20 protein-coding genes are annotated in these 19927 nt (G+C 69.6%); 16 read left to right on the forward strand and 4 right to left on the reverse strand.

Annotation, left to right across the window (positions count from 1 at the left end):
- Nucleotides 1–28: 28 nt before the first annotated feature.
- Nucleotides 29–1723, reverse strand: coding sequence for an alkaline phosphatase D family protein (locus NVV99_RS14875; protein WP_252172784.1), 1695 nt, complete (start codon nt 1721–1723; stop codon nt 29–31).
- A 193-nt stretch (nt 1724–1916) separates the two neighbouring features.
- On the opposite strand from NVV99_RS14875, the gene NVV99_RS14880 reads away from it, so the two are divergent.
- Complete coding sequence (locus tag NVV99_RS14880; RefSeq protein ID WP_024101154.1) at nt 1917–2168, forward strand: hypothetical protein; 252 nt, start codon at nt 1917–1919, stop codon at nt 2166–2168.
- A gap of 87 nt (nt 2169–2255) precedes the next feature.
- Here the strand turns inward: NVV99_RS14880 and NVV99_RS14885 are convergent, their stop codons facing one another.
- Complete coding sequence (locus NVV99_RS14885) at nt 2256–2945, reverse strand: MBL fold metallo-hydrolase (protein WP_064060169.1); 690 nt, start codon at nt 2943–2945, stop codon at nt 2256–2258.
- 131 nt (nt 2946–3076) lie between these two features.
- On the opposite strand from NVV99_RS14885, the gene uvrA reads away from it, so the two are divergent.
- Nucleotides 3077–6070: an excinuclease ABC subunit UvrA gene (uvrA, locus tag NVV99_RS14890; RefSeq protein WP_024101132.1), complete on the forward strand. Its 2994-nt coding sequence runs from the start codon at nt 3077–3079 to the stop codon at nt 6068–6070.
- Between the two features lie 96 nt (nt 6071–6166).
- On the opposite strand, the gene NVV99_RS14895 is transcribed toward uvrA, so the two are convergent.
- The gene (locus tag NVV99_RS14895) at nt 6167–6532 is read right to left on the reverse strand and encodes a DUF1844 domain-containing protein (RefSeq protein WP_016692782.1); all 366 of its coding nucleotides are present in this window, start codon (nt 6530–6532) and stop codon (nt 6167–6169) included.
- A gap of 317 nt (nt 6533–6849) precedes the next feature.
- Between NVV99_RS14895 and infC the strand changes: the two genes are divergently transcribed.
- From infC to pheT, 6 genes are all read left to right on the forward strand, one after another.
- Nucleotides 6850–7572: a translation initiation factor IF-3 gene (gene infC / locus NVV99_RS14900; protein ID WP_033097706.1), complete on the forward strand. Its 723-nt coding sequence runs from the start codon at nt 6850–6852 to the stop codon at nt 7570–7572.
- Nucleotides 7573–7643: 71 nt separating this feature from the next.
- Entirely contained in the window at nt 7644–7838 is a 195-nt protein-coding gene (gene rpmI, locus NVV99_RS14905) for a 50S ribosomal protein L35 (RefSeq protein ID WP_006553978.1), read from the forward strand.
- A gap of 67 nt (nt 7839–7905) precedes the next feature.
- Entirely contained in the window at nt 7906–8286 is a 381-nt protein-coding gene (gene rplT, locus NVV99_RS14910; RefSeq protein WP_006553977.1) for a 50S ribosomal protein L20, read from the forward strand.
- 38 nt (nt 8287–8324) lie between these two features.
- Nucleotides 8325–9137 carry an RNA methyltransferase gene (locus NVV99_RS14915; protein WP_006553976.1) on the forward strand — a complete coding sequence of 271 codons (813 nt, stop codon included), beginning with the start codon at nt 8325–8327 and terminating at the stop codon, nt 9135–9137.
- A gap of 84 nt (nt 9138–9221) precedes the next feature.
- Nucleotides 9222–10292, forward strand: a complete 1071-nt coding sequence (pheS, locus tag NVV99_RS14920) for a phenylalanine--tRNA ligase subunit alpha (RefSeq protein ID WP_024101130.1) — start codon at nt 9222–9224, stop codon at nt 10290–10292.
- A gap of 59 nt (nt 10293–10351) precedes the next feature.
- Entirely contained in the window at nt 10352–12838 is a 2487-nt protein-coding gene (pheT, locus tag NVV99_RS14925) for a phenylalanine--tRNA ligase subunit beta (protein WP_024101129.1), read from the forward strand.
- Here the strand turns inward: pheT and NVV99_RS14930 are convergent.
- Nucleotides 12827–13225, reverse strand: coding sequence for an AsnC family protein (locus tag NVV99_RS14930; RefSeq protein WP_019289638.1), 399 nt, complete (start codon nt 13223–13225; stop codon nt 12827–12829). The two genes, pheT and NVV99_RS14930, sit on opposite strands and share 12 nt — an antisense overlap.
- Here NVV99_RS14930 and NVV99_RS14935 point away from each other — a divergent pair.
- From NVV99_RS14935 to NVV99_RS14970, 8 genes are read left to right on the forward strand one after another with little or no spacing between them, the layout of a single operon-like run.
- Nucleotides 13212–13472 carry a hypothetical protein gene (locus NVV99_RS14935; protein ID WP_024101128.1) on the forward strand — a complete coding sequence of 87 codons (261 nt, stop codon included), beginning with the start codon at nt 13212–13214 and terminating at the stop codon, nt 13470–13472. The two genes, NVV99_RS14930 and NVV99_RS14935, sit on opposite strands and share 14 nt — an antisense overlap.
- Entirely contained in the window at nt 13469–13969 is a 501-nt protein-coding gene (locus NVV99_RS14940) for a PspA/IM30 family protein (protein WP_006553971.1), read from the forward strand. The genes NVV99_RS14935 and NVV99_RS14940 overlap by 4 nt, the downstream gene beginning before the upstream one ends.
- Before the next feature lie 59 nt (nt 13970–14028).
- Entirely contained in the window at nt 14029–15102 is a 1074-nt protein-coding gene (gene argC, locus NVV99_RS14945; RefSeq protein ID WP_024101127.1) for an N-acetyl-gamma-glutamyl-phosphate reductase, read from the forward strand.
- Complete coding sequence (gene argJ / locus NVV99_RS14950; protein WP_024101126.1) at nt 15099–16349, forward strand: bifunctional glutamate N-acetyltransferase/amino-acid acetyltransferase ArgJ; 1251 nt, start codon at nt 15099–15101, stop codon at nt 16347–16349. Before argC ends, argJ begins: the two co-directional genes overlap by 4 nt.
- Nucleotides 16346–17284, forward strand: coding sequence for an acetylglutamate kinase (argB, locus tag NVV99_RS14955; protein WP_041803377.1), 939 nt, complete (start codon nt 16346–16348; stop codon nt 17282–17284). The genes argJ and argB overlap by 4 nt, the downstream gene beginning before the upstream one ends.
- Complete coding sequence (locus NVV99_RS14960) at nt 17281–18468, forward strand: acetylornithine transaminase (protein ID WP_024101124.1); 1188 nt, start codon at nt 17281–17283, stop codon at nt 18466–18468. Before argB ends, NVV99_RS14960 begins: the two co-directional genes overlap by 4 nt.
- 6 nt (nt 18469–18474) lie before the next feature.
- Nucleotides 18475–19404 carry an ornithine carbamoyltransferase gene (gene argF / locus NVV99_RS14965; protein ID WP_024101123.1) on the forward strand — a complete coding sequence of 310 codons (930 nt, stop codon included), beginning with the start codon at nt 18475–18477 and terminating at the stop codon, nt 19402–19404.
- 2 nt (nt 19405–19406) lie between these two features.
- Nucleotides 19407–19916, forward strand: a complete 510-nt coding sequence (locus NVV99_RS14970; protein WP_016692767.1) for an arginine repressor — start codon at nt 19407–19409, stop codon at nt 19914–19916.
- Nucleotides 19917–19927 lie beyond the last annotated feature (11 nt).

Consider the following 19927-nt stretch of genomic DNA (forward strand, 5'->3'; position numbering starts at 1 on the left):
ATTTGGTCGTCGACGAGCGCCCCCGTCATCACCTCGACGGCCGACTCGCCGCGCGGGACGTCGGAATCTCGGGCGGCCGCTCCTCAGTAGTGAGCGGCAGATCCGTGACGGTCTCGAACAGGTGCGGACCCGAAGCGGTGTCGACGCTGCGCTCGATGGTCAGGTGCGCGACGCGTCCTCGCGTCCGCAGGGTGGCGATCTGGTTCCCGAAGCTCGGACCTGCCATCTTCGACCACGAGAACGACGTCTCGGGAACGGCCGTCACCGGACCGAGCAGCAACCGCACGACGCGCTCCGCCTTGCGTCCCCATGCGGCGCGGAAGGCGACCCGGACAGCTGCGGGGACGTGGTTGTGCAGGGGCGAACAAGTCAGTTGGTACACCGTGCCGGCGGTCGGCGTCGCGAATCGGACGCGGGCGGCGTAGGCATGGTGCACGTCGCCCGAAAGGACACAGATTGTCGCGGGCGCGCAGCCGGACGTTTCGGCGCGACGCCCGGCAGCGACATCCAGCAACAAACGGGCGAGTCGCTCGAACGAATCGCGGAAGGCCGCCCAGTGTTCGAGATCGGCGGCGCGCCGGAGCTTCTCGGCCCACCGCGCCCATCGGTCACCGCGCGCACCGGACGCGAGCTTCTCGTCCCACGCCTCGAGGTCGTGCATCGTGCGGGGGAGGAGCCACGGCAGCGACGTGCCGATCAGGAGGTGGTCGTAGTCGCCGTCGGTCTGCTCCTCGATCCAGTCGAATTCTGGATCGGACACCATGTCGCGCCGGTCGGGCGCGAGCACCCGCCCGCACCGCGAATCGATCACCAGCAGACGCACCGGTCCGAAATCGCGGCGATACGACCATCGCACTCCCGGACTGCCGTCGGCTTCCTCGTCGGCGCCGGACGCGAACGCACGCAAGATCGGTTCGGCGTCCCCGGCACAGTTCCGCACCCGGTCGTAGAGCGGGTCCTCGTCCAGCTCCGAGGGAGCGAGGTTACCGAGATGCTGATAGATCCAGTACGACGCCAACGCCCCGACGATGCGTTCCTCCCACCACGCGGAGGCCTCCATCTCCCTGCGCCACGAATAGGAGGTGTTCCAGTCGTCGTGCACGTCGTGATCGTCGAAGATCATCGAGGTCGGCACGTTCGACAACAGCCATCGGACGTTGTCCTCGGACCACGACCGGCTGTACAGCCAGGTGTACTCCTCGAAGTCGCGTACCTGGGCTCCGGGCGGTTCCGACAGATCGTGACGCTCGCCGACCCGTCGCTTCATCTCCTCCGACAGCTCGTCGGCGTAGACCTGATCTCCCAGCAGCAACAGCGCGTCGGGCCATTCGTCGACCGGTAGGGAACGCATGCGCTGCGCGTAGGCGACGAGAGCGTCCTTTCCGAGGACGGCTGTCGGTTCCGCGCTCTCCGAGGCCACCCGGCACGACCCGAAGGCGAGCACTAACTCCTCGGGGTCGTCTTCCGCGGTCCTGATCAGCGGCGATGCAACACCGACGGGTGGCCACACGACCCGGCCGTCGAGATCCACCTCGTAGGGCGTCACCGATCCGGGTTCGAGGTCTCGGACGGTGACGAGCGCGTAATGGTGCCCCGCGACGGTCCACGTGTGTTCGGAACTGCCGAGCACATGCACCGTGCACGGCTCGGACGTCTCCACCCAGATCGTGGCGTCCGTATCGCCGATGTGCCTGAGCACCGGCCCCAGTACGAGATCCGCCACAGTGTCAGGCCTCCGTGCTCGTGCGAGCTCGTCCGGTTTTCGAGCGTACTCGCGGCAGTGGAGCACAGGAGGATTCCGGCGAACTCCGATCCTCGTTCGGCCTCCGCGTCTCTGCGACGGGGCGCACGCTGGAACGGACGCAGCACAAGCGGCCCGCTCGGGTCGTTGCCGCGTGCTGGAAGGGGGCCCGGACATGACCGACGCGGAGAATCCGACCCGCTGGGATCGGCTCGACGACGAAGAGAAACGGCAGGCGAGGGAGAAGGCCGAGGAGATCGACCGCATGTACGAACCGGGAGCGCGGCCGACCACGGTCGTGCCGGGCACGAACGGGATGGTCTCGGGAACGGCCTTCGCGGATATGGCGGGCGAGCGCTCGAGGGACGAGCCCGCCGGAGCGGGCAAGGGCGAAGGGTCGGCCGACAGGGACGGTGCCCCCGACTAGACGTCGTGCGAGCACGCTCGGGTGTCACAGATCCGGCCGTCGCAGGCTAGGCCTCGTACCGAGTGCCGTCCGGCCCGAGGCGGACCGTCACCAGCCCCGCTCGCGCCACTCGCCGAGATGCGGACGTTCGGCTCCGAGGGTCGAGTCCTTGCCGTGTCCGGGGTAGAAGATCGTCTCGTCGTCGAAGCGGTCGAAGATCTTGGACTCGACGTCGCCGAGGAGCGATCGGAAGGCGTCGTCGTTCGGGGTCTTGCCGACGCCGCCGGGGAACAGTGAATCACCGGTGAAGATGTGCGTACGACCCGTGCCCCGTTCCGTGAGGACCAACGCAACCGACCCCGGAGTGTGTCCTGAGAGGTGGATCACCTCGAGATTCAGCTCACCGATCTGCACGGTGTCGCCCTCGGCCAGGATCCGGTCGGGCGTCACCGGCAGGGGATCGGCGTCGAGCTCGTGTGCGGCGGTAGGCACACCGGTCTCCGCGGCGACCCGCTCGAGACCCTGCCAGTGATCCCAGTGCTGATGGGTGGTGACGATGAGCTCGAGCTCCGGCGCGTTGTCGCGGAGGAACTGCACGAGACGGTCGGGTTCGTTTGCGGCGTCGATGAAGACGGACTTGCCGGTGGCGTCGTCGGTGACGAGATAGGTGTTGTTGTTCATCTCGCCGACGGCAAGTTTGACGATGCTCGCTCCGGGAATCCTTCGGCGTTGCGCGGGTCCGCCGGGAGTGACGTCGCCGGTGTAGGTGTCTTCGATGATCACGGGCTGCTGCGTCATGCAGCCAAACCTACCTTCGGGTGCGCGCGTGAGCCTGAGGCGCGCGGTTGTTCGTCACGGAAACGTGTCGGTACCCGCGCCTACCATGGCTGAGGGCCGAATTCCGGCCTTGTCTACAGGAAGGATGTGGCGTGGCAGACCGCCTGATTGTGCGTGGAGCCCGGGAACACAACCTGCGTGGTGTCGACCTGGACCTGCCGCGCGACAGTCTGATCGTGTTCACCGGGCTGTCGGGTTCGGGCAAGTCGAGCCTCGCGTTCGACACCATCTTCGCCGAGGGGCAGCGGCGCTACGTCGAATCGTTGTCGGCCTACGCCCGCCAGTTCCTCGGTCAGATGGACAAGCCGGACGTCGACTTCATCGAGGGCCTGTCGCCTGCGGTGTCGATCGACCAGAAATCCACCAACCGCAACCCGCGGTCCACCGTGGGCACCATCACCGAGGTCTACGACTACCTGCGTCTGCTGTACGCCCGGGCCGGCACTCCGCACTGCCCGGTCTGTGGCGAGCAGATCTCCCGGCAGACGCCGCAGCAGATCGTCGACCAGGTGCTGGAGATGGAGGCCGGGGCCCGTTTCCAGGTCCTCGCACCCGTCGTGCGCACCCGCAAGGGCGAGTTCGTCGACCTCTTCGAGCAGCTGACCATCCAGGGCTACTCCCGCGTGCGCGTCGACGGGGTCGTCCACCCCCTGTCCGATCCGCCGAAGCTGAAGAAGCAGGAGAAGCACGACATCGAGGTCGTCGTCGACCGCCTCGCCGTCAAGCCCAGTGCTCAGCAGCGCCTCACCGACTCCATCGAGACCGCGCTGCGGCTCGCCGAGGGTGTCGTCGTGCTCGACTTCGTCGATCGCGAGGAGGACGCACCCGACCGCGAGCGCCGGTTCTCGGAGAACCTGGCGTGTCCGAACGCGCACCCGCTGTCCATCGACGAACTCGAGCCTCGGTCGTTCTCCTTCAACTCGCCCTACGGCGCGTGCCCCGAGTGCGCGGGTCTCGGCGTGCGCAAGGAGGTCGATCCCGATCTCGTCGTGCCCGACCCGGATCTGAGCCTGGCCGATGGCGCGATCGCACCGTGGTCGATGGGTCAGAGCGCCGAATACTTCGGCCGACTGCTGTCCGGCCTGGCCGACGCCCTCGAATTCGACATCGACACCCCGTGGCGGAAACTGCCCGCCAAGGTGCGCAAGGCCGTGCTGGAGGGCAGCACCGAGCAGGTGCACGTGCGCTACAAGAACCGCTACGGCCGCGTCCGCTCGTACTACGCCGAGTTCGAGGGCGTCATGCCGTTCCTGCACCGCCGCCTCGAGCAGTCCGAGTCCGAGCAGGCCAAGGAACGCTACGAGGGCTACATGCGGGAGATCCCGTGCCCGGCCTGCGCCGGTGCCCGCCTTCGTCCCGAGATCCTGGCCGTGACGGTCAGCGCGGGCGACTTCGGTGCGATGTCCATTGCCGAGGTGAGCGACCTGTCGATCGCCGAGTGCGCACGCTTCCTCGACGGTCTCGTCCTCGGCGCCCGCGAGGCCGCCATCGCTGGGCAGGTCCTCAAGGAGATCCAGGCCCGGCTCGGCTTCCTGCTCGACGTCGGACTCGACTACCTCACCCTCTCGCGCGCCGCGGGCACCCTCTCCGGTGGTGAGGCACAGCGCATCCGTCTCGCCACGCAGATCGGATCCGGTCTCGTCGGCGTTCTGTACGTGCTCGACGAGCCGTCGATCGGTCTGCATCAGCGCGACAACCGTCGTCTCATCGACACCCTCACGCGACTGCGCGATCTGGGCAACACGCTCATCGTCGTCGAGCACGACGAGGACACCGTCCGTGCCTCCGACTGGGTCGTCGACATCGGACCGCGCGCGGGCGAGCACGGCGGGACGGTCGTCCACAGCGGCACTTACAAGGAGCTGCTCGACAACCCGGAATCGCTCACCGGCGCCTATCTGTCCGGACGCGAGGAGATCGAGATCCCCGCGCTCCGGCGGCCGATCGACAAGGACCGGCAGGTCACCGTCGTCGGCGCCCGCGAGAACAATCTGCGCGAGATCGACGTGGCGTTCCCACTCGGCGTCCTCACCTGCGTCACCGGTGTCTCCGGCTCCGGGAAGTCGACACTCGTCAACGACATCCTCGCGACGGTGATGGCCAACAAGCTCAACGGCGCGCGGCAGGTTCCCGGACGGCACACCCGCATCAACGGACTCGACCAGCTCGACAAGCTCGTGCAGGTCGACCAGTCGCCGATCGGCCGCACCCCGCGCTCGAACCCCGCGACCTACACGGGTGTATTCGACAAGATCCGCAGCCTGTTCGCCTCCACCACCGAGGCGAAGGTGCGAGGCTACCAGCCGGGTCGGTTCTCGTTCAACGTCAAGGGCGGGCGGTGCGAGGCGTGCTCGGGCGACGGCACGTTGAAGATCGAGATGAACTTCCTGCCCGACGTGTACGTGCCGTGCGAGGTGTGCCACGGCGCCCGCTACAACCGCGAAACGCTCGAGGTGCATTACAAGGGCAAGACCATCGCCGAGGTGCTCGACATGTCGATCGAGGAGGCGGCGGAGTTCTTCCGGCCGGTCACCTCCATCCACCGCTACCTCAACACGCTGGCGGAGGTCGGTCTCGGTTACGTGCGCCTGGGCCAGCCGGCGACGACCCTGTCCGGCGGTGAGGCGCAGCGCGTCAAGCTCGCCGCCGAACTGCAGAAGCGTTCCAACGGGCGCACCGCGTACATCCTCGACGAGCCCACCACGGGCCTGCACTTCGAGGACATCCGCAAGCTGCTCGGGGTCATCAACGGTCTGGTCGACAAGGGCAACACCGTGATCGTCATCGAGCACAACCTCGATGTCATCAAGACCGCCGACTGGATCATCGACATGGGTCCCGAGGGCGGTTCCGGTGGCGGCACGGTGGTCGCGGAGGGCACTCCGGAAGAGGTGGTCACGGTGGAGGAGAGCTACACCGGACGCTTCCTTGCGGAGATCCTCGACGGGCGGATCACTGCACCTGCTTCCGCGCCGGTACGCAAGCGCGCGACGAAGGCGACCAAGGCGACCGCGACCAAGACTGCCGCTACGAAGTCGGCCACGAAGGCGAAGACCGCCAAGAAGAAGGTGGCGGCCGCGAGCTGACGAATCGAGCCGCCCGCCTCGGAAGAGGCGGGCGGCTCGATCTCGTGGCTCGTGAAGCAGCCGGGGAGCGTGAAGTGGGCGGGACTCCGGTTCGGCTCAGTAGACCGGGCCGGTGTACTTCTCGCCCGGGCCCTTGCCGGGCTCGTCGGGCACCGCCGACGCCTCGCGGAAGGCGCGCTGCAGTGCCTGCAGTCCTTCGCGCAGCGGGCCGGCGTGCGGACCGAGATATTCCACCGACGAGGTGATCAGGCCGGCGAGTGCGGTAATCACGCGGCGGGCCTCGTCGAGGTCACGTCGCGCGCTGCTGTCGGGATCCTCGTCGGCGAGACCGAGCTTCTCGGCAGCCGAACTCATGAGCATCACGGCTGCGCGGCTGATCACCTCGACGGCCGGGATGTCGGCGAGTTCGCGCACATCCTCCGCCGCAGCGTCCTGATCGGGGGTCTCGGGAGCATCCGTCATAGCGTCGAGCATAGGGTCGCGCCGCTCGGCGCCGACCGTGCGGGTGCGGCGCCGACGCGCCGATTCGTCGTCGACGTGGCTTTTTGTTAGACTTGATCCCACGACCGCCCGCGGTGATCCTCCGTGGGCAGCAAAGTGGAGTCCGACTCCCACCTCTGGCGGCACATCGATGCAGCTGAGAGGTCCGGTCCTCCGGGTGTAGAAGCCCGGATGTCCGCCCTGCATCGGGCGGTGCGGATCACGCAGCGTGAGCTGGGTGCCGTCGACCGGTCGGTATCGGACCCCGCGTGGAGCCTCGGCACCACAGCGGGGTCTTCTTGTCGAGGAGTAGGGCCACGTGCTGCGGTGCGGTCAAACCGACCACACCGCTCTACCTAGGAGGCCCCATCAGCGCTGAGACCCGCATCAACGAACGCATCCGAGTTCCCGAAGTCCGGCTCGTCGGACCCGGCGGTGAACAGGTCGGAATCGTGCGTGTTGAAGATGCCCTCCGCCTGGCAATCGAAGCCGACCTCGACCTTGTCGAGGTGGCGCCCGACGCCCGGCCGCCGGTCTGCAAAATCATGGACTACGGCAAGTTCAAGTACGAAGCCGCGCAGAAGGCGCGCGAATCGCGCAAGAACCAGCAGCAGACCGTGATCAAGGAGCAGAAGCTCCGTCCGAAGATCGACGACCACGACTACGAGACCAAGAAGCGCAACGTCGTGCGCTTCCTCGAGGCCGGTTCGAAGGTCAAGGTCACGATCATGTTCCGCGGCCGCGAGCAGTCGCGCCCCGAACTCGGATACCGGTTGCTGCAGCGCCTCGGCGCCGATGTCGCCGACCTCGGCTTCATCGAGACCAGTCCGAAGCAGGACGGCCGGAACATGACCATGGTGCTGGCCCCGCACAAGGGTGCGAAGACCCGCGCGAAGGCTCAGGAAGCCGCGCAGGCCGCACCGGCGCAGGCCGCACCGCGCCCGGCAGCCTCCGCTGCCCCGACCACGGAGTCCGCGCCGTCCGCGCCGGCTCCCGGGACGGGCGACGCCCCGAGCAACTAGCCCGCTCAGGCAGCACATCCGGTGCTGTCCGTGAGCACCGATGTACGCACACGACAAGAACTGAGGACTCCATGCCCAAGTCGAAGACCCACAGCGGCACCGCGAAGCGATTCAAGGTGTCCGGTAGCGGAAAGGTCCTGCGCCAGAAGGCGGGTCGCCGCCACCTGCTCGAGCACAAGTCCTCGCGGGTGACGCGTCGCCTCGACGGCAAGGCCGTCGTCGCCGATGCCGACGCTCCGCGCGTCAAGCGCATGCTCGGGCTCTGAGCCTCTCCGACCGATCCATCCGGGGACACCTCGTTCGTCCCCCGAACTCTGACAGGACACATAACCAGTGGCACGCGTGAAGAGGGCCGTCAACGCCCAGAAGAAGCGTCGTTCGATTCTCGAGGCCTCGAAGGGCTACCGCGGACAGCGCTCGCGTCTGTACCGCAAGGCCAAGGAGCAGCAGCTTCACTCGCTGACCTACGCCTACCGCGACCGTCGCGCCCGCAAGGGTGATTTCCGCAAGCTGTGGATCAGCCGCATCAACGCTGCTGCCCGCGCCAACGACATCACCTACAACCGCTTCATCCAGGGCCTTAAGGCCGCCGGTGTCGAGGTGGACCGCAAGATCCTCGCCGAGCTCGCCGTCTCCGACGCCGAAGCCTTCGCCGGCCTCGTGGCCGTCGCCAAGGCTGCCCTTCCGGCCGACGTCAACGCTCCGGCTGCCTGAGTGCTGCCCTGAGCTACGACAACATCCAGGAACGACCCGTGGACACGCTCACCGAGCGCACACCACGGGTCGTTTCTGCTGTGAAACTGCTCCGGACCGCCGAGCGTCGCAAGACCGGGCGGTTCCTCGCCGAGGGTGAGAACTCCGTCACCGAGGCGCTCGCCGCTGCACGCGTGCACGAGCTATTCGTCACCGAGGCGGCCGCCGGCCGGTACGCGACGGTCGTCGACGAAGCACGCCACAAGGGTGTGCGCGTGGGGATCGTCACCGAGCGGGCCGCCGCCCGGCTGTCCGACACCGTCACCCCGCCCGGCCTCGTCGCCGTGTGCGACACCCTCGACGTGCCGCTCGCCGAAGCGGTGACCCCGCGGTCGCGGCTGCTCGCCGTGCCCGTCGCGGTCGCCGAACCCGGCAACGCCGGCACCCTCATCCGCGTCTCCGACGCCGTCGGCGCCGACGCCGTGGTCCTCGCCGGCGACAGCGTCGACCCGCACAACGGCAAGTGCGTGCGCTCCTCGGCCGGCAGCATCTTCCACCTGCCGGTCGCGCGCGAACGCGACACCGACCGGGTACTGGCCACGCTCGCCGAGGCCGGCGTGCAGATCCTCGCGACGGCCGCCGACGGGGAGATCGACCTCGACGACGCCGACGAGTTGCTCGCCGCGCCCACCGCGTGGCTGTTCGGCAACGAGGCCCACGGACTCGATCCGCAGGTCGCCGCCCGCGCCGACCACCGCGTCCGCATCCCCATCCGCGGACGCGCCGAATCGCTCAACCTCGCCACCGCCGCCTCGATCTGCCTGTATGCGAGCGCGCGGGTGCAACATCGGGCCGCTCGGCCCATCACATAGGATTTCCCGGGTGCGCCGCGGCCTCCGGCCCGGACCGCACCCACCGAGATCACCCGTTCGTCCTAAGAAGGAGATGCACCGGTCGTGGCCAAGAAAGAGGGCGGGACCCCGCCGGCAGTCGATCCGAGCGCCCTGACCGAGGACGCGCTCACCGCCGCCGAGAAGTCCGCGATCGACGCGTTCGCCGCTGCGACCGACCTCGACGAACTCGCCCAGGCGAAGATCGACCACCTCGGCGACAAGGCGCCCATCTCCCTCGCCAAGCGCGCCCTCGGCTCGCTGCCCGGCAACGAGCGCGCCGACGCCGGCAAGCGGGTCAACGCCCACCGCACCACCGTGCAGGCCGCCTTCGACGACCGCAAGGCCGTGCTGCAGGCCGAACGCGACGCCGCGGTCCTCGTCGCCGAAGCCGTCGACGTCACCCTTCCCGCGACCCGCCGCGCGCTCGGCGCCCGCCACCCGATCTCGATCATCTCCGACGAGGTCGCCGACGTCTTCGTCGCGATGGGCTGGGAGGTCGCCGAAGGCCCCGAGGTCGAGACCGAGCATTTCAACTTCGACGCCCTGAACTTTCTGCCCGACCATCCGGCGCGCACGATGCAGGACACCTTCCACATCGCCCCGGAGGGTTCGCGGCAGGTGCTGCGCACCCACACCTCGCCCGTGCAGGTCCGCACCATGCTGCACCGCGACATCCCGATCTACGTCGTGTGCCCCGGCCGCACCTTCCGCACCGACGAACTCGACGCCACCCACACCCCGGTCTTCTCGCAGGTCGAGGGTCTCGCCGTCGACAAGGGCCTGACCATGGCGCACCTGCGCGGCACCCTCGACGCATTCGCGCGGGCGCTGTTCGGGCCGGAGACCCGCACCCGGATGCGCCCGAACTACTTCCCGTTCACCGAACCGTCCGCCGAGGTGGACGTGTGGTTCCCGAACAAGAAGGGCGGCGCCGGCTGGGTCGAGTGGGGCGGCTGCGGCATGGTCAACCCCAATGTGCTCCGGGCCTCGGGCATCGACCCCGACGTGTACACCGGGTTCGCGTTCGGAATGGGCCTCGAACGCACCCTGCAGTTCCGCAACGGCATCCCCGACATGCGCGACATCGTCGAGGGCGACGTGCGCTTCACCCTGCCGTTCGGCGTGCAGGGCTGACAGCCCGCTCCCGACACCGACTCCACCGACCGACGACCGAACGAAAGAGCTGAGCACAAGTGCGAGTAGCGCAGTCCTGGCTGACCGAGATCCTGCAGCGCGCCACCCCGGAGTGGAACGTCACCGCCGAGGAACTCGACGCGGGATTCGTCCGGGTCGGACTCGAGGTCGAGGACATCGAGACCCTCGGCCGCATCGACAACCTCGTCGTCGGACGGGTCGTGGAGATCACCGAGCTCACCGAATTCAAGAAGCCCATCCGTTTCTGCAAGGTTGACGTCGGTGAGGAGGAACCGCGCGGCATCGTGTGCGGTGCCCGCAACTTCGCCGAGGGCGACCTCATCATCGCCGCCCTGCCCGGCGCCGTGCTTCCCGGCGACTTCGCCATCGCATCGCGCAAGACCTACGGGCACATCTCCGACGGCATGATCTGCTCGCTGTCCGAGCTGGGCATCGGCAAGGACCACTCCGGCATCCTCGTGCTCGAGCCCGGCACGGCCGAACCCGGCACCGACGCCAACGATCTGCTCGGTCTCGGCGACACCGTCGTCGAACTGAACATCACCCCCGACCGCGGATACTGCTTCTCCGTCCGCGGCCTCACCCGCGAACTCGCGTGCGGCTTCGACCTCGAATTCGCCGATCCCGCGGCCGTGCCGGCACTGCCGTCCGACGGCGGGGAGGCCTACCCGATCCGGCTCGAGTCCGAGACGAAGGCCACCCGGTTTGCCGCACGCCGTGTCACCGGCATCGACCCGAAGGCCGTCAGCCCGTGGTGGATGCAGCGCCGCCTGCACACCGCCGGTGTCCGCCCGATCTCCCCGGCCGTCGACGTGACCAACTACGTCATGCTCGAACTCGGCCAGCCGCTGCACGCCTTCGACGCCGCCACCCTGCAGGGTGAGCTGGTCGTGCGACGCGCCCGGGCAGGGGAGAAGCTCACCACCCTCGACGGTGTCGAGCGCGATCTCGATCCGGAGGACGTCGTCATCACCGACGACTCCGGGGTGATCTCCCTCGCCGGCATCATGGGCGGCGCGACCACCGAGGTCGGCGACAGCACCACCGACGTGCTGCTCGAGGCCGCCGCCTGGGATCCGCTCGCCGTCTTCCGCGGCAACCGTCGGCACAAGGTCAGCAGCGAGGCCGGCAAGCGTTTCGAGCGCACCGTCGATCCGGCCCTGGCCCGCGCCGCGCTCGACCGGGCCGCGAGCCTGCTCGTCGAGATCGCCGGCGGCCGCGTGGAGTCGACCCTCACCGACATCGTCGTGCCCACCGAGAGTCCGACGATCCGCATGGACATCGACCTGCCCGACCGCATGGCCGGGGTGAGCTACCCGAACGGCACCGCTGCCCGCCGTCTCACGCAGATCGGATGCGCGGTCGAGGTCGGTGTCGGCGAGGACGGCCACGGCCAGCTCGTCGTCACCCCGCCGACCTGGCGCCCCGACCTGCGTCAGCCTGCCGACCTGGTCGAGGAGGTGCTGCGCCTCGAAGGCCTCGAGCAGATCCCGTCGGTGCTGCCCACCGCTCCCGCCGGCCGCGGTCTCACGGCCACGCAGAAGCGCCGCCGCGCCGTCTCCCGCGCGCTCGCCCACGACGGCTATGTCGAGGTCCTGGCTCCGGTGTTCCTGCCGGCCGGCGTGTTCGATACCTGGAAGCTCGACGCCGACGACCCGCGCCGGGTGACCACCAAGGTGCTCAACCCCCTCGAAGCCGATCGTCCGGAGCTGGCCACCACGCTGCTGCCGGGCCTGCTCGAGATCCTCGGCCGCAACGTCTCGCGCGGCCAGCGCGACCTGTCGCTCTACGCAATCGCGCAGGTCGTGCATCCCACTTCCGAGACCAAGCCGGTCGACGCGCTCCCGGTCGACCGTCGTCCCACCGACGACGAGATCGCCCTGCTCGAAGGGTCGCTGCCGAAGCAGCCGGTCCACGTCGGTGGTGTGCTCGCCGGTTTGCGCGAACCGGCCGGGCCGTGGGGCACGGGACGCGCCGCCGATGCCTTCGATGCCTTCGCCGCCGCGGAGACCGTGGCACGTGCCGCCGGGGTGCGCCTCGAGCGCCGCGCCGCGCAGTACCTGCCCTGGCATCCCGGCCGCTGCGCCGAACTGCTCGTCGACGGGGTCGTCGTCGGCCACGCCGGTGAACTGCATCCCGCGGTGATCGAACGGGCCGGTCTGCCCGCACGCACGTGCGCCTTCGAACTCGACCTCGACGCGTTACCGATCGTGGAATCGCTTCCGGCGCCGGTGGTCTCGTCGTTCCCGGCGGTCCTGCAGGACGTCGCGGTCGTGGTCGACGCGAATGTGCCGGCCGCCGACGTCGAGAGCGCCCTGCGCTCGGGTGGCGGCGAGCTGCTCGAGGACATCCGTCTGTTCGACGTCTATCAGGGCGCCCAGCTGGGGGAGAACCGCAAGTCCCTCGCGTTCGCGCTGCGCTTCCGCGCCCTCGATCGCACCCTCACCGAGGACGAGGCCAGCGCCGCCCGCGAGGCAGCGGTGGCCGCCGCGGCCACCGCGGTCGGTGCCGAACTACGCGCCTGAGCCGCCCGCGTCCCCGCCCGGCAGCCACACCTCGGGCGGGACCGTGGTGACCTTGCGGACCGCCCGGTCGAGGATGTGCCCGGCGATCTCCGCGAGGGTGCGCATCGGGGTGCGGCCGTCGACCGCGAGCGCCGACAGGATCGCGCGATCGGTGGCGGAGATCGTCGTGCGTCCGCGCCGCTCACCCACCCGCCGGGAGCCCGACGTCAGTTCCCCTCGCTCTCCCGGACCGAGCGCGTTCAGCCGCCACGCCCCGCCCTCGGTGAACCACTCCGAGACCACGTGGGTGCGGATCGACGCGACGCCGGGCAGCTTCCCCAGGTCGGCGCCCGCCCACGGCACCTCGACGGTCACCGTGCCCGAGATCGCCGCGATGACGAACCGCAAATCCCTCACGGTGCCCGCCGCGGTCCTGAAGTTCGCCCTGAGGATCGGGCGCGCGTGGGGATCGACCGAGCACGGCCCGGAGCGGGTCGCCTTCCTGCAGTACCGTCCGGTGCTCGACAACCGGCGGTTGCGTGAGGAACTCGGTGTGCCCCTGCGGTACACGAGCCCGGAGGCCCTCGAGGCGTATCTGCTGGCTCGCGCGGAAGAGGACTCAGTGGCAGCCGGGCGACGTAGCCTGGAGGCATGAGCAAGGACGAAGCCGGCCGGGTGCCGTCTCCCGAGGAGCCCGACAAGCCGGAGCAGCCCGTCCCCGACGTGACCCCGGCCGGGCCGGAGACGCCGACGGTGCCGGATATTCCCCCGGCCCCGGACATCCCGGACGTGCCGCCGATCGACCCGGAGCCGAGCCCCGATCCCGACGTGACCCCACGCGAGGAAGACGTCCACGACGCTCAGGTCCACGACGCCGAGATCGTCGAACCGGGCGTCGTCGACACCGGATCCGTCGACGGCCCGGTCCGCGCACCGACGATCGAGGAGATCACCGGATACACCGCGGACGGGGTGCCGACCTTCGAATCGGTGCGTGAGAAGATCGAACAGCGTTCGGCGACCGCGCTCGGCGCGGAGGAACTCGCGCACGCGACGGGTGCGGGTCGCACGCTCGAGGAGCAGTACGAGGAGCGCAAGGCGGCCGCTGCCGACCGGCTCGCGGAGATCCGGCGGTCGTTGCGGTCGGAGTGAATCCTCCGAAAGGGACACCCCCTATGAAATGATTTGCATGAGGGTGCATAATCATTCGTATGGGTACTTCACCGGACTTCACCGCCACCTCCGAGTCGCCGCTACGGGTCGCCGTGGCCGGCGCCAGCGGCTACGCGGGCGGCGAGATCCTGCGCCTGCTCCTCGGCCACCCCGCCTACCAGGACGGCTCGCTCGTCATCGGCGCGCTCACCGCCGGGGGTAACGCGGGCGCCACCCTGCGCGAGTTCCATCCCCATCTGCTGCCGCTCACCGACCGCGTGCTCTGCGCCACCGACATCGACACCCTGCTCGGGCACGACGTCGTCTTCCTCGGCCTGCCGCACGGCCACTCCGCCGTGATCGCCGAGCAGCTGCCCGAGACGACCGTCGTCATCGACTGCGGCGCCGACTTCCGGCTCGAGAACGCCGCCGACTGGCAGCGCTGGTACGGCAGCGACCACGCCGGCACCTGGCCCTACGGCATGCCCGAGCTGCCCGGCAAGCGCGACGCCCTCGTCGGCGCCACCCGCATCGCGGTCCCCGGTTGCTACCCGACCTCCGCCTCGCTCGCCCTCGCCCCGGCCGTCGCCGCCGGCATCGTCGAACCCGTCGTGAACGTCGTGGCCGTCTCCGGCACCTCCGGCGCCGGGAAGTCCCCGAAGGTCGACCTGCTCGGCTCCGAGGTCATGGGCTCGGTCCGCGCCTACGGCGTCGGCGGCGCCCACCGGCACACCCCGGAGATCAAGCAGAACCTCTCCGCGCTCGCCGGCACCGACGTGAAGGTCTCATTCACCCCGATCCTCGCGCCCATGCCACGCGGCATCCTCGCGACCTGCACCGCACCGACCACGGTGACCGCCGCCGAGGCCCGCGCCGTCTACGAGAAGGCCTACGCCGACGAACCGTTCGTGCAGCTGCTGCCGGAAGGCGCACTACCCGCCACCGGCGCGGTGGTCGGCTCGAACGCCGTCCAGATCGCCGTCACCGTCGACACCGACGCCGGACTGCTCGTCGTCGTCGCCGCGCTCGACAATCTCACCAAGGGCACCGCCGGTGCCGCCGTGCAATCGATGAACCTGGCACTCGGCCTGCCCGAGACCGCCGGCCTGTCCACCGTGGGAGTGGCTCCGTGACCGAGAACAAGTACGCAGACGACGTCTACACCGGCGCCACCGAGATCGCCGGGGGACGCCTGATCCGCACCCAGGGTGTCACCAGCCCCGCCGGCTTCCGGGCCGCCGGCATCCCCGCCGGCATCAAGGTCTCCGGCAAGCAGGACCTCGCGCTCGTGGTCAACGAGGGCCCCGAACTCACCGCCGCCGGTGTGTTCACCACCAACAAGGTCAAGGCCGCCCCCGTCCTGTGGTCCCAGCAGGTGCTGAAGTCCGGCAGCCTGCGCGCGGTGATCCTCAACTCCGGCGGCGCCAACGCGTGCACCGGCGCCGGTGGTTTCCAGGACACCCACGCCACCGCCGAGGCCGTCGCCGACGCCCTGAGCAACTGGGGCACCGAAACCGGTGCCGGTGAGGTCGCCGTGTGCTCGACCGGCCTGATCGGCGACCGTCTGCCGATGGACAAGGTGCTCTCCGGGGTGCAGGAGATCGTCCACGAACTCGCCGGAGGCATCTCCGGCGGCACCGACGCCGCCTACTCGATCATGACCACCGACACCGTGCCCAAGCAGGCCGCCCTGCACCACGCCGACAAATGGAACGTCGGCGGCATGGCCAAGGGCGCCGGCATGCTCGCCCCCGCCCTGGCGACGATGCTGTGCGTGGTCACCACCGACGCCGTCGCGACCGCCGAACAGCTCGACACCGCGCTGCGCCACGCGTCCCGGCTCACCTTCGACCGCCTCGACGTCGACGGCGCGACCTCCACCAACGACACCGTGCTGCTGCTGGCCTCCGGCGCGAGCGGGATCACCCCGAGCCAGGACGAGCTCGACGCCGCCGTCCTCGCCGTGTGCGACGACCTCGCCGAGCAGATGATGGCCGACGCCGAGGGCGTCACCAAGCGGGTCACCGTCACCGTCCGCGGCGCCGCCAGCGAGGCCGACGCCCTGATCGGTGCCCGCACCGTCGCCCGCGACAGCCTCGTCAAGACCGCACTGTTCGGCTCCGACCCCAACTGGGGCCGCGTGCTCGCCGCCATCGGCATCGCCCCGATCGAACTCGACCCCGACAAGATCTCCGTGTCGTTCAACGGCAACCCGGTGTGCATCGACGGTGTCGGTGCCCCCGGCGCCCGCGAGGTCGACCTGTCCGCCGCCGACATCGCCCTCGACATCGACCTCGGCCTCGGCAACGCGCAGGTGTCCATCCGCACCACCGACCTCTCGCACGCCTACGTCGAAGAGAACTCGGCGTACTCGTCGTGACCCGAACGAACACAGGAGACGACGTGACCGACGCACTGATCGCCGACCTCACCTCGCACCAGAAGGCGTTCGTCCTCGCCGAGGCCCTGCCGTGGCTGCAGAAGTTCCGCGACAAGATCGTCGTCGTCAAGTACGGCGGCAACGCCATGATCGACGACACCCTCAAGACCGCCTTCGCCGCCGACATGGCGTTCCTGCGCACCGTCGGCATCCACCCCGTCGTCGTGCACGGCGGCGGCCCGCAGATCAACGCCATGCTCGAGCGACTCGGCCTGGAAGGCGAGTTCCGCGGCGGTTTCCGCGTCACTACCCCCGAGGTCATGGACGTCGTGCGGATGGTGCTCTTCGGGCAGGTCGGACGCGAACTCGTCGGCCTGATCAACAGCCACGGGCCCTACGCCGTCGGTACCTCCGGTGAGGACGCCGGACTGTTCACCGCAACCCGCCGCACGGTCGTCGTCGACGGCGAGGCCACCGACATCGGCCTCGTCGGCGACGTCACCAGCGTCCACCCCGGCGCGGTGCTCGACCTCATCGCCGCCGGCCGCATCCCGGTCGTCTCGACGATCGCGCCCGACGCCGACGGCGTGGTGCACAACATCAACGCCGACACCGCCGCGGCCGCCCTCGCCGAAGCGCTCGGCGCGGAGAAGCTGGTCGTGCTCACCGACGTCGAAGGCCTCTACACCGACTGGCCCGACCGCAGCTCGCTCACCTCGCGGATCGACGCCGACGCGCTCACCGCGCTGCTGCCGTCGCTCGACTCCGGCATGGTCCCGAAGATGGAGGCGTGCCTGCGCGCCGTGCAGGGCGGAGTGCCCACCGCGCACGTCATCGACGGCCGCCAACCGCACTCCGTGCTCCTCGAACTGTTCACCGAAGAAGGCATCGGCACCATGGTGGTGCCGTCCTCCGAGAAGGAAGGCCCCGCATGACCGGCACGTCCGACCTCCAGCAGCGCTGGGCGGGTTCGCTGATGAACAACTACGGCGTGCCCAAGGTCGCGCTGGTCGAGGGCGACGGCGCCGTAGTCACCGACGCCGACGGCAAGCAGTACCTCGACCTGCTCGGCGGCATCGCCGTCAACAGCCTCGGCCACCGCCACCCGGCGATCATCGAGGCCGTCACCGCCCAGCTGAACCAGCTCGGCCACGTGTCGAACCTGTACGCCTCGCCGCCGGTGCTCGAACTCGCCGAGAAACTCCTCGATCGCTTCGGCCACGAGGGCCGCGCCTTCTTCTGCAATTCCGGCACCGAGGCCAACGAGGCGGCCTTCAAGATCGCCCGGCTCACCGGGCGGCCGAAGATCGTCGCGTGCGAGAAGGCCTTCCACGGCCGCACCATGGGCGCGCTCGCCCTGACCGGCCAGCCCGACAAGCGCGCCCCCTTCGAACCGATGCCCGCCGGCGTCGAGTTCGTGCCCTACGGCGACCTCGACGCCCTCGAGGCCGTCGTGGACGAGAACACCGCCGCCGTCTTCCTCGAACCGATCATGGGCGAGTCCGGCGTCGTCGTCCCGCCCGAGGGTTATCTCGCCGGCGCGCGTCGCATCACCACCGAACGCGGTGCGCTGCTCGTGCTCGACGAGGTCCAGACCGGCATCGCCCGCACCGGCAGCTTCTTCGCCCACCAGGCAGCGGGCATCACCCCCGACGTGATGACCCTCGCCAAGGGTCTCGGCGGCGGACTGCCCATCGGCGCCGTCCTCGCCACCGGCCCGGCCGCCGAGCTGTTCCAGCCCGGCAAGCACGGCACCACCTTCGGCGGCAACCCGGTGTGCGCCGCGGCCGCCCTTGCGGTGCTGCGCACGATCGACGAGCAGAACCTGCTCGACCACGTGAACACCGTCGGGAAGACCCTCGCCGCCGGCATCGAGGAACTCGGGCACCCGCTCGTCTCGCACGTGCGCGGCTCCGGGCTGCTCCTCGGTGTCGTCCTCACCGCCGTGAAGGCGCCGGCCGTCGAGACCGCCGCCCGCGAGGCCGGTTTCCTCGTCAACGCCGCCGCACCGGACGTGATCCGCCTCGCGCCCCCGCTGATCCTCACCGAACAGCAGGCCGAGAGCTTCGTGACGGCGCTGCCCGCCGTCCTCGACACCGCCGACCGGGAAGGGAACTGACGACCCGTGCTCCGCCATTTCCTGCGCGACGACGACCTCACCCCGGCCGAACAGACCGAGGTGCTCGAACTCGCCGCCGAACTGAAGAAGGCGCCGCTGTCCCGCCGCCCCCTCGAAGGGCCCCTCAGCGTCGCCGTGCTGTTCGACAAGACCTCCACCCGCACCCGCTTCTCCTTCGACGCCGGCATCGCCCAACTCGGCGGGCACGCCGTCGTCGTCGACACCGGCTCCACCCAGATCGGGAAGGGTGAGACCCTCGAGGACACCGCCCGGATGTTCTCCCGGTTCACCGAAGCGGTCGTGTGGCGCACGTACGGCCAGGACCGCATCGAGACGCTCGCCGAGCACTCGACCGTGCCCGTCCTCAACGCGCTCACCGACACTTTCCACCCCTGCCAGGTCCTCGCCGACCTGCAGACCATCCGCGAGAACAAGGGCGCCACCGCGGGCCTGCGGATGACCTACTTCGGCGACGGCGCCAACAACATGGCGCACTCGCTGATGCTCGGCGGCGTCACCGCCGGCATGCACGTGACCATCGCGTCCCCGGCCGGGTTCACCCCCGACTCGCAGGTCGTCGACGCGAGCCGCGCACGGGCAGAGGAGACCGGCGGCAGCGTCACCGTCACCGACGACCCGCGTACCGGAGCCAGCGGCGCCGATGTGCTCGTCACCGACACCTGGGTGTCGATGGGGCAGGAGGACGACGGCAAGGATCGCGAGGCACCCTTCCGGCCGTTCCAGCTGAACGACGACCTCGTCTCCCTTGCCGACACCGACGCGATCGTGCTGCACTGCTTGCCGGCCTACCGCGGCAAGGAGATCACCGCCGAGGTCATCGACGGACCGCGGTCTGTGGTGTGGGACGAAGCCGAGAACCGCCTCCACGCACAGAAGGCCCTGCTGGTGTGGCTGCTCGAGCAGAGCCGGAGCTGACCGTGAGCACCGCGGCGAACCATGCGGACAGTGCGGCGACCGCGCCGACGCGCGCGGCGCGGCAGGCCCGCATAGTCGCACTGCTCGCCGCGCACCCGGTGCGCAGCCACACCGAACTCGCCGCACTCCTCGCCGAGGACGGCATCGAGGTGTCCACCGCCACCCTGTCCCGCGACCTCGAGGAACTCGGCGCCGTCAAGCTCCGCGCGGCCGATGGGGGCGCCGGGGTGTACGTCGTCCCGGAGGACGGCAGCCCTGTGCGCGGCGTGACCGGAGGCACCGACCGCCTGTCCCGGTTGCTCGGCGAACTGCTGGTGTCCACCGACTCCAGCGGCAACATCGCCGTGCTGCGCACCCCGCCGGGGGCGGCGCACTATCTGGCCAGTGCACTCGATCGGGCATCATTACCCGAGGTGGTCGGAACGATCGCCGGCGACGACACCATCGCGGTCATCGCCCGCGAACCGACGACGGGAGCCGAACTGGCCGCGAAAATCGAATCACTCGCCTGACCTACCACTCA

Source organism: Rhodococcus sp. PAE-6, assembly GCF_025290685.1.
GTDB lineage: Bacteria > Actinomycetota > Actinomycetes > Mycobacteriales > Mycobacteriaceae > Rhodococcus > Rhodococcus pyridinivorans.

What these genes read in the sequence shown, in the direction of transcription:
- NVV99_RS14880 (WP_024101154.1), top strand. Translation starts at nt 1,917, where the DNA reads ATGACCGACGCGGAGAATCCGACCCGCTGGGATCGGCTCGACGACGAA.
- NVV99_RS14885 (WP_064060169.1), bottom strand. Translation starts at nt 2,945, where the DNA reads ATGACGCAGCAGCCCGTGATCATCGAAGACACCTACACCGGCGACGTC.
- NVV99_RS14895 (WP_016692782.1), bottom strand. Translation starts at nt 6,532, where the DNA reads ATGACGGATGCTCCCGAGACCCCCGATCAGGACGCTGCGGCGGAGGAT.
- rpmI (WP_006553978.1), top strand. Translation starts at nt 7,644, where the DNA reads ATGCCCAAGTCGAAGACCCACAGCGGCACCGCGAAGCGATTCAAGGTG.
- NVV99_RS14935 (WP_024101128.1), top strand. Translation starts at nt 13,212, where the DNA reads ATGACGAACCGCAAATCCCTCACGGTGCCCGCCGCGGTCCTGAAGTTC.
- NVV99_RS14940 (WP_006553971.1), top strand. Translation starts at nt 13,469, where the DNA reads ATGAGCAAGGACGAAGCCGGCCGGGTGCCGTCTCCCGAGGAGCCCGAC.
- argC (WP_024101127.1), top strand. Translation starts at nt 14,029, where the DNA reads ATGGGTACTTCACCGGACTTCACCGCCACCTCCGAGTCGCCGCTACGG.
- NVV99_RS14960 (WP_024101124.1), top strand. Translation starts at nt 17,281, where the DNA reads ATGACCGGCACGTCCGACCTCCAGCAGCGCTGGGCGGGTTCGCTGATG.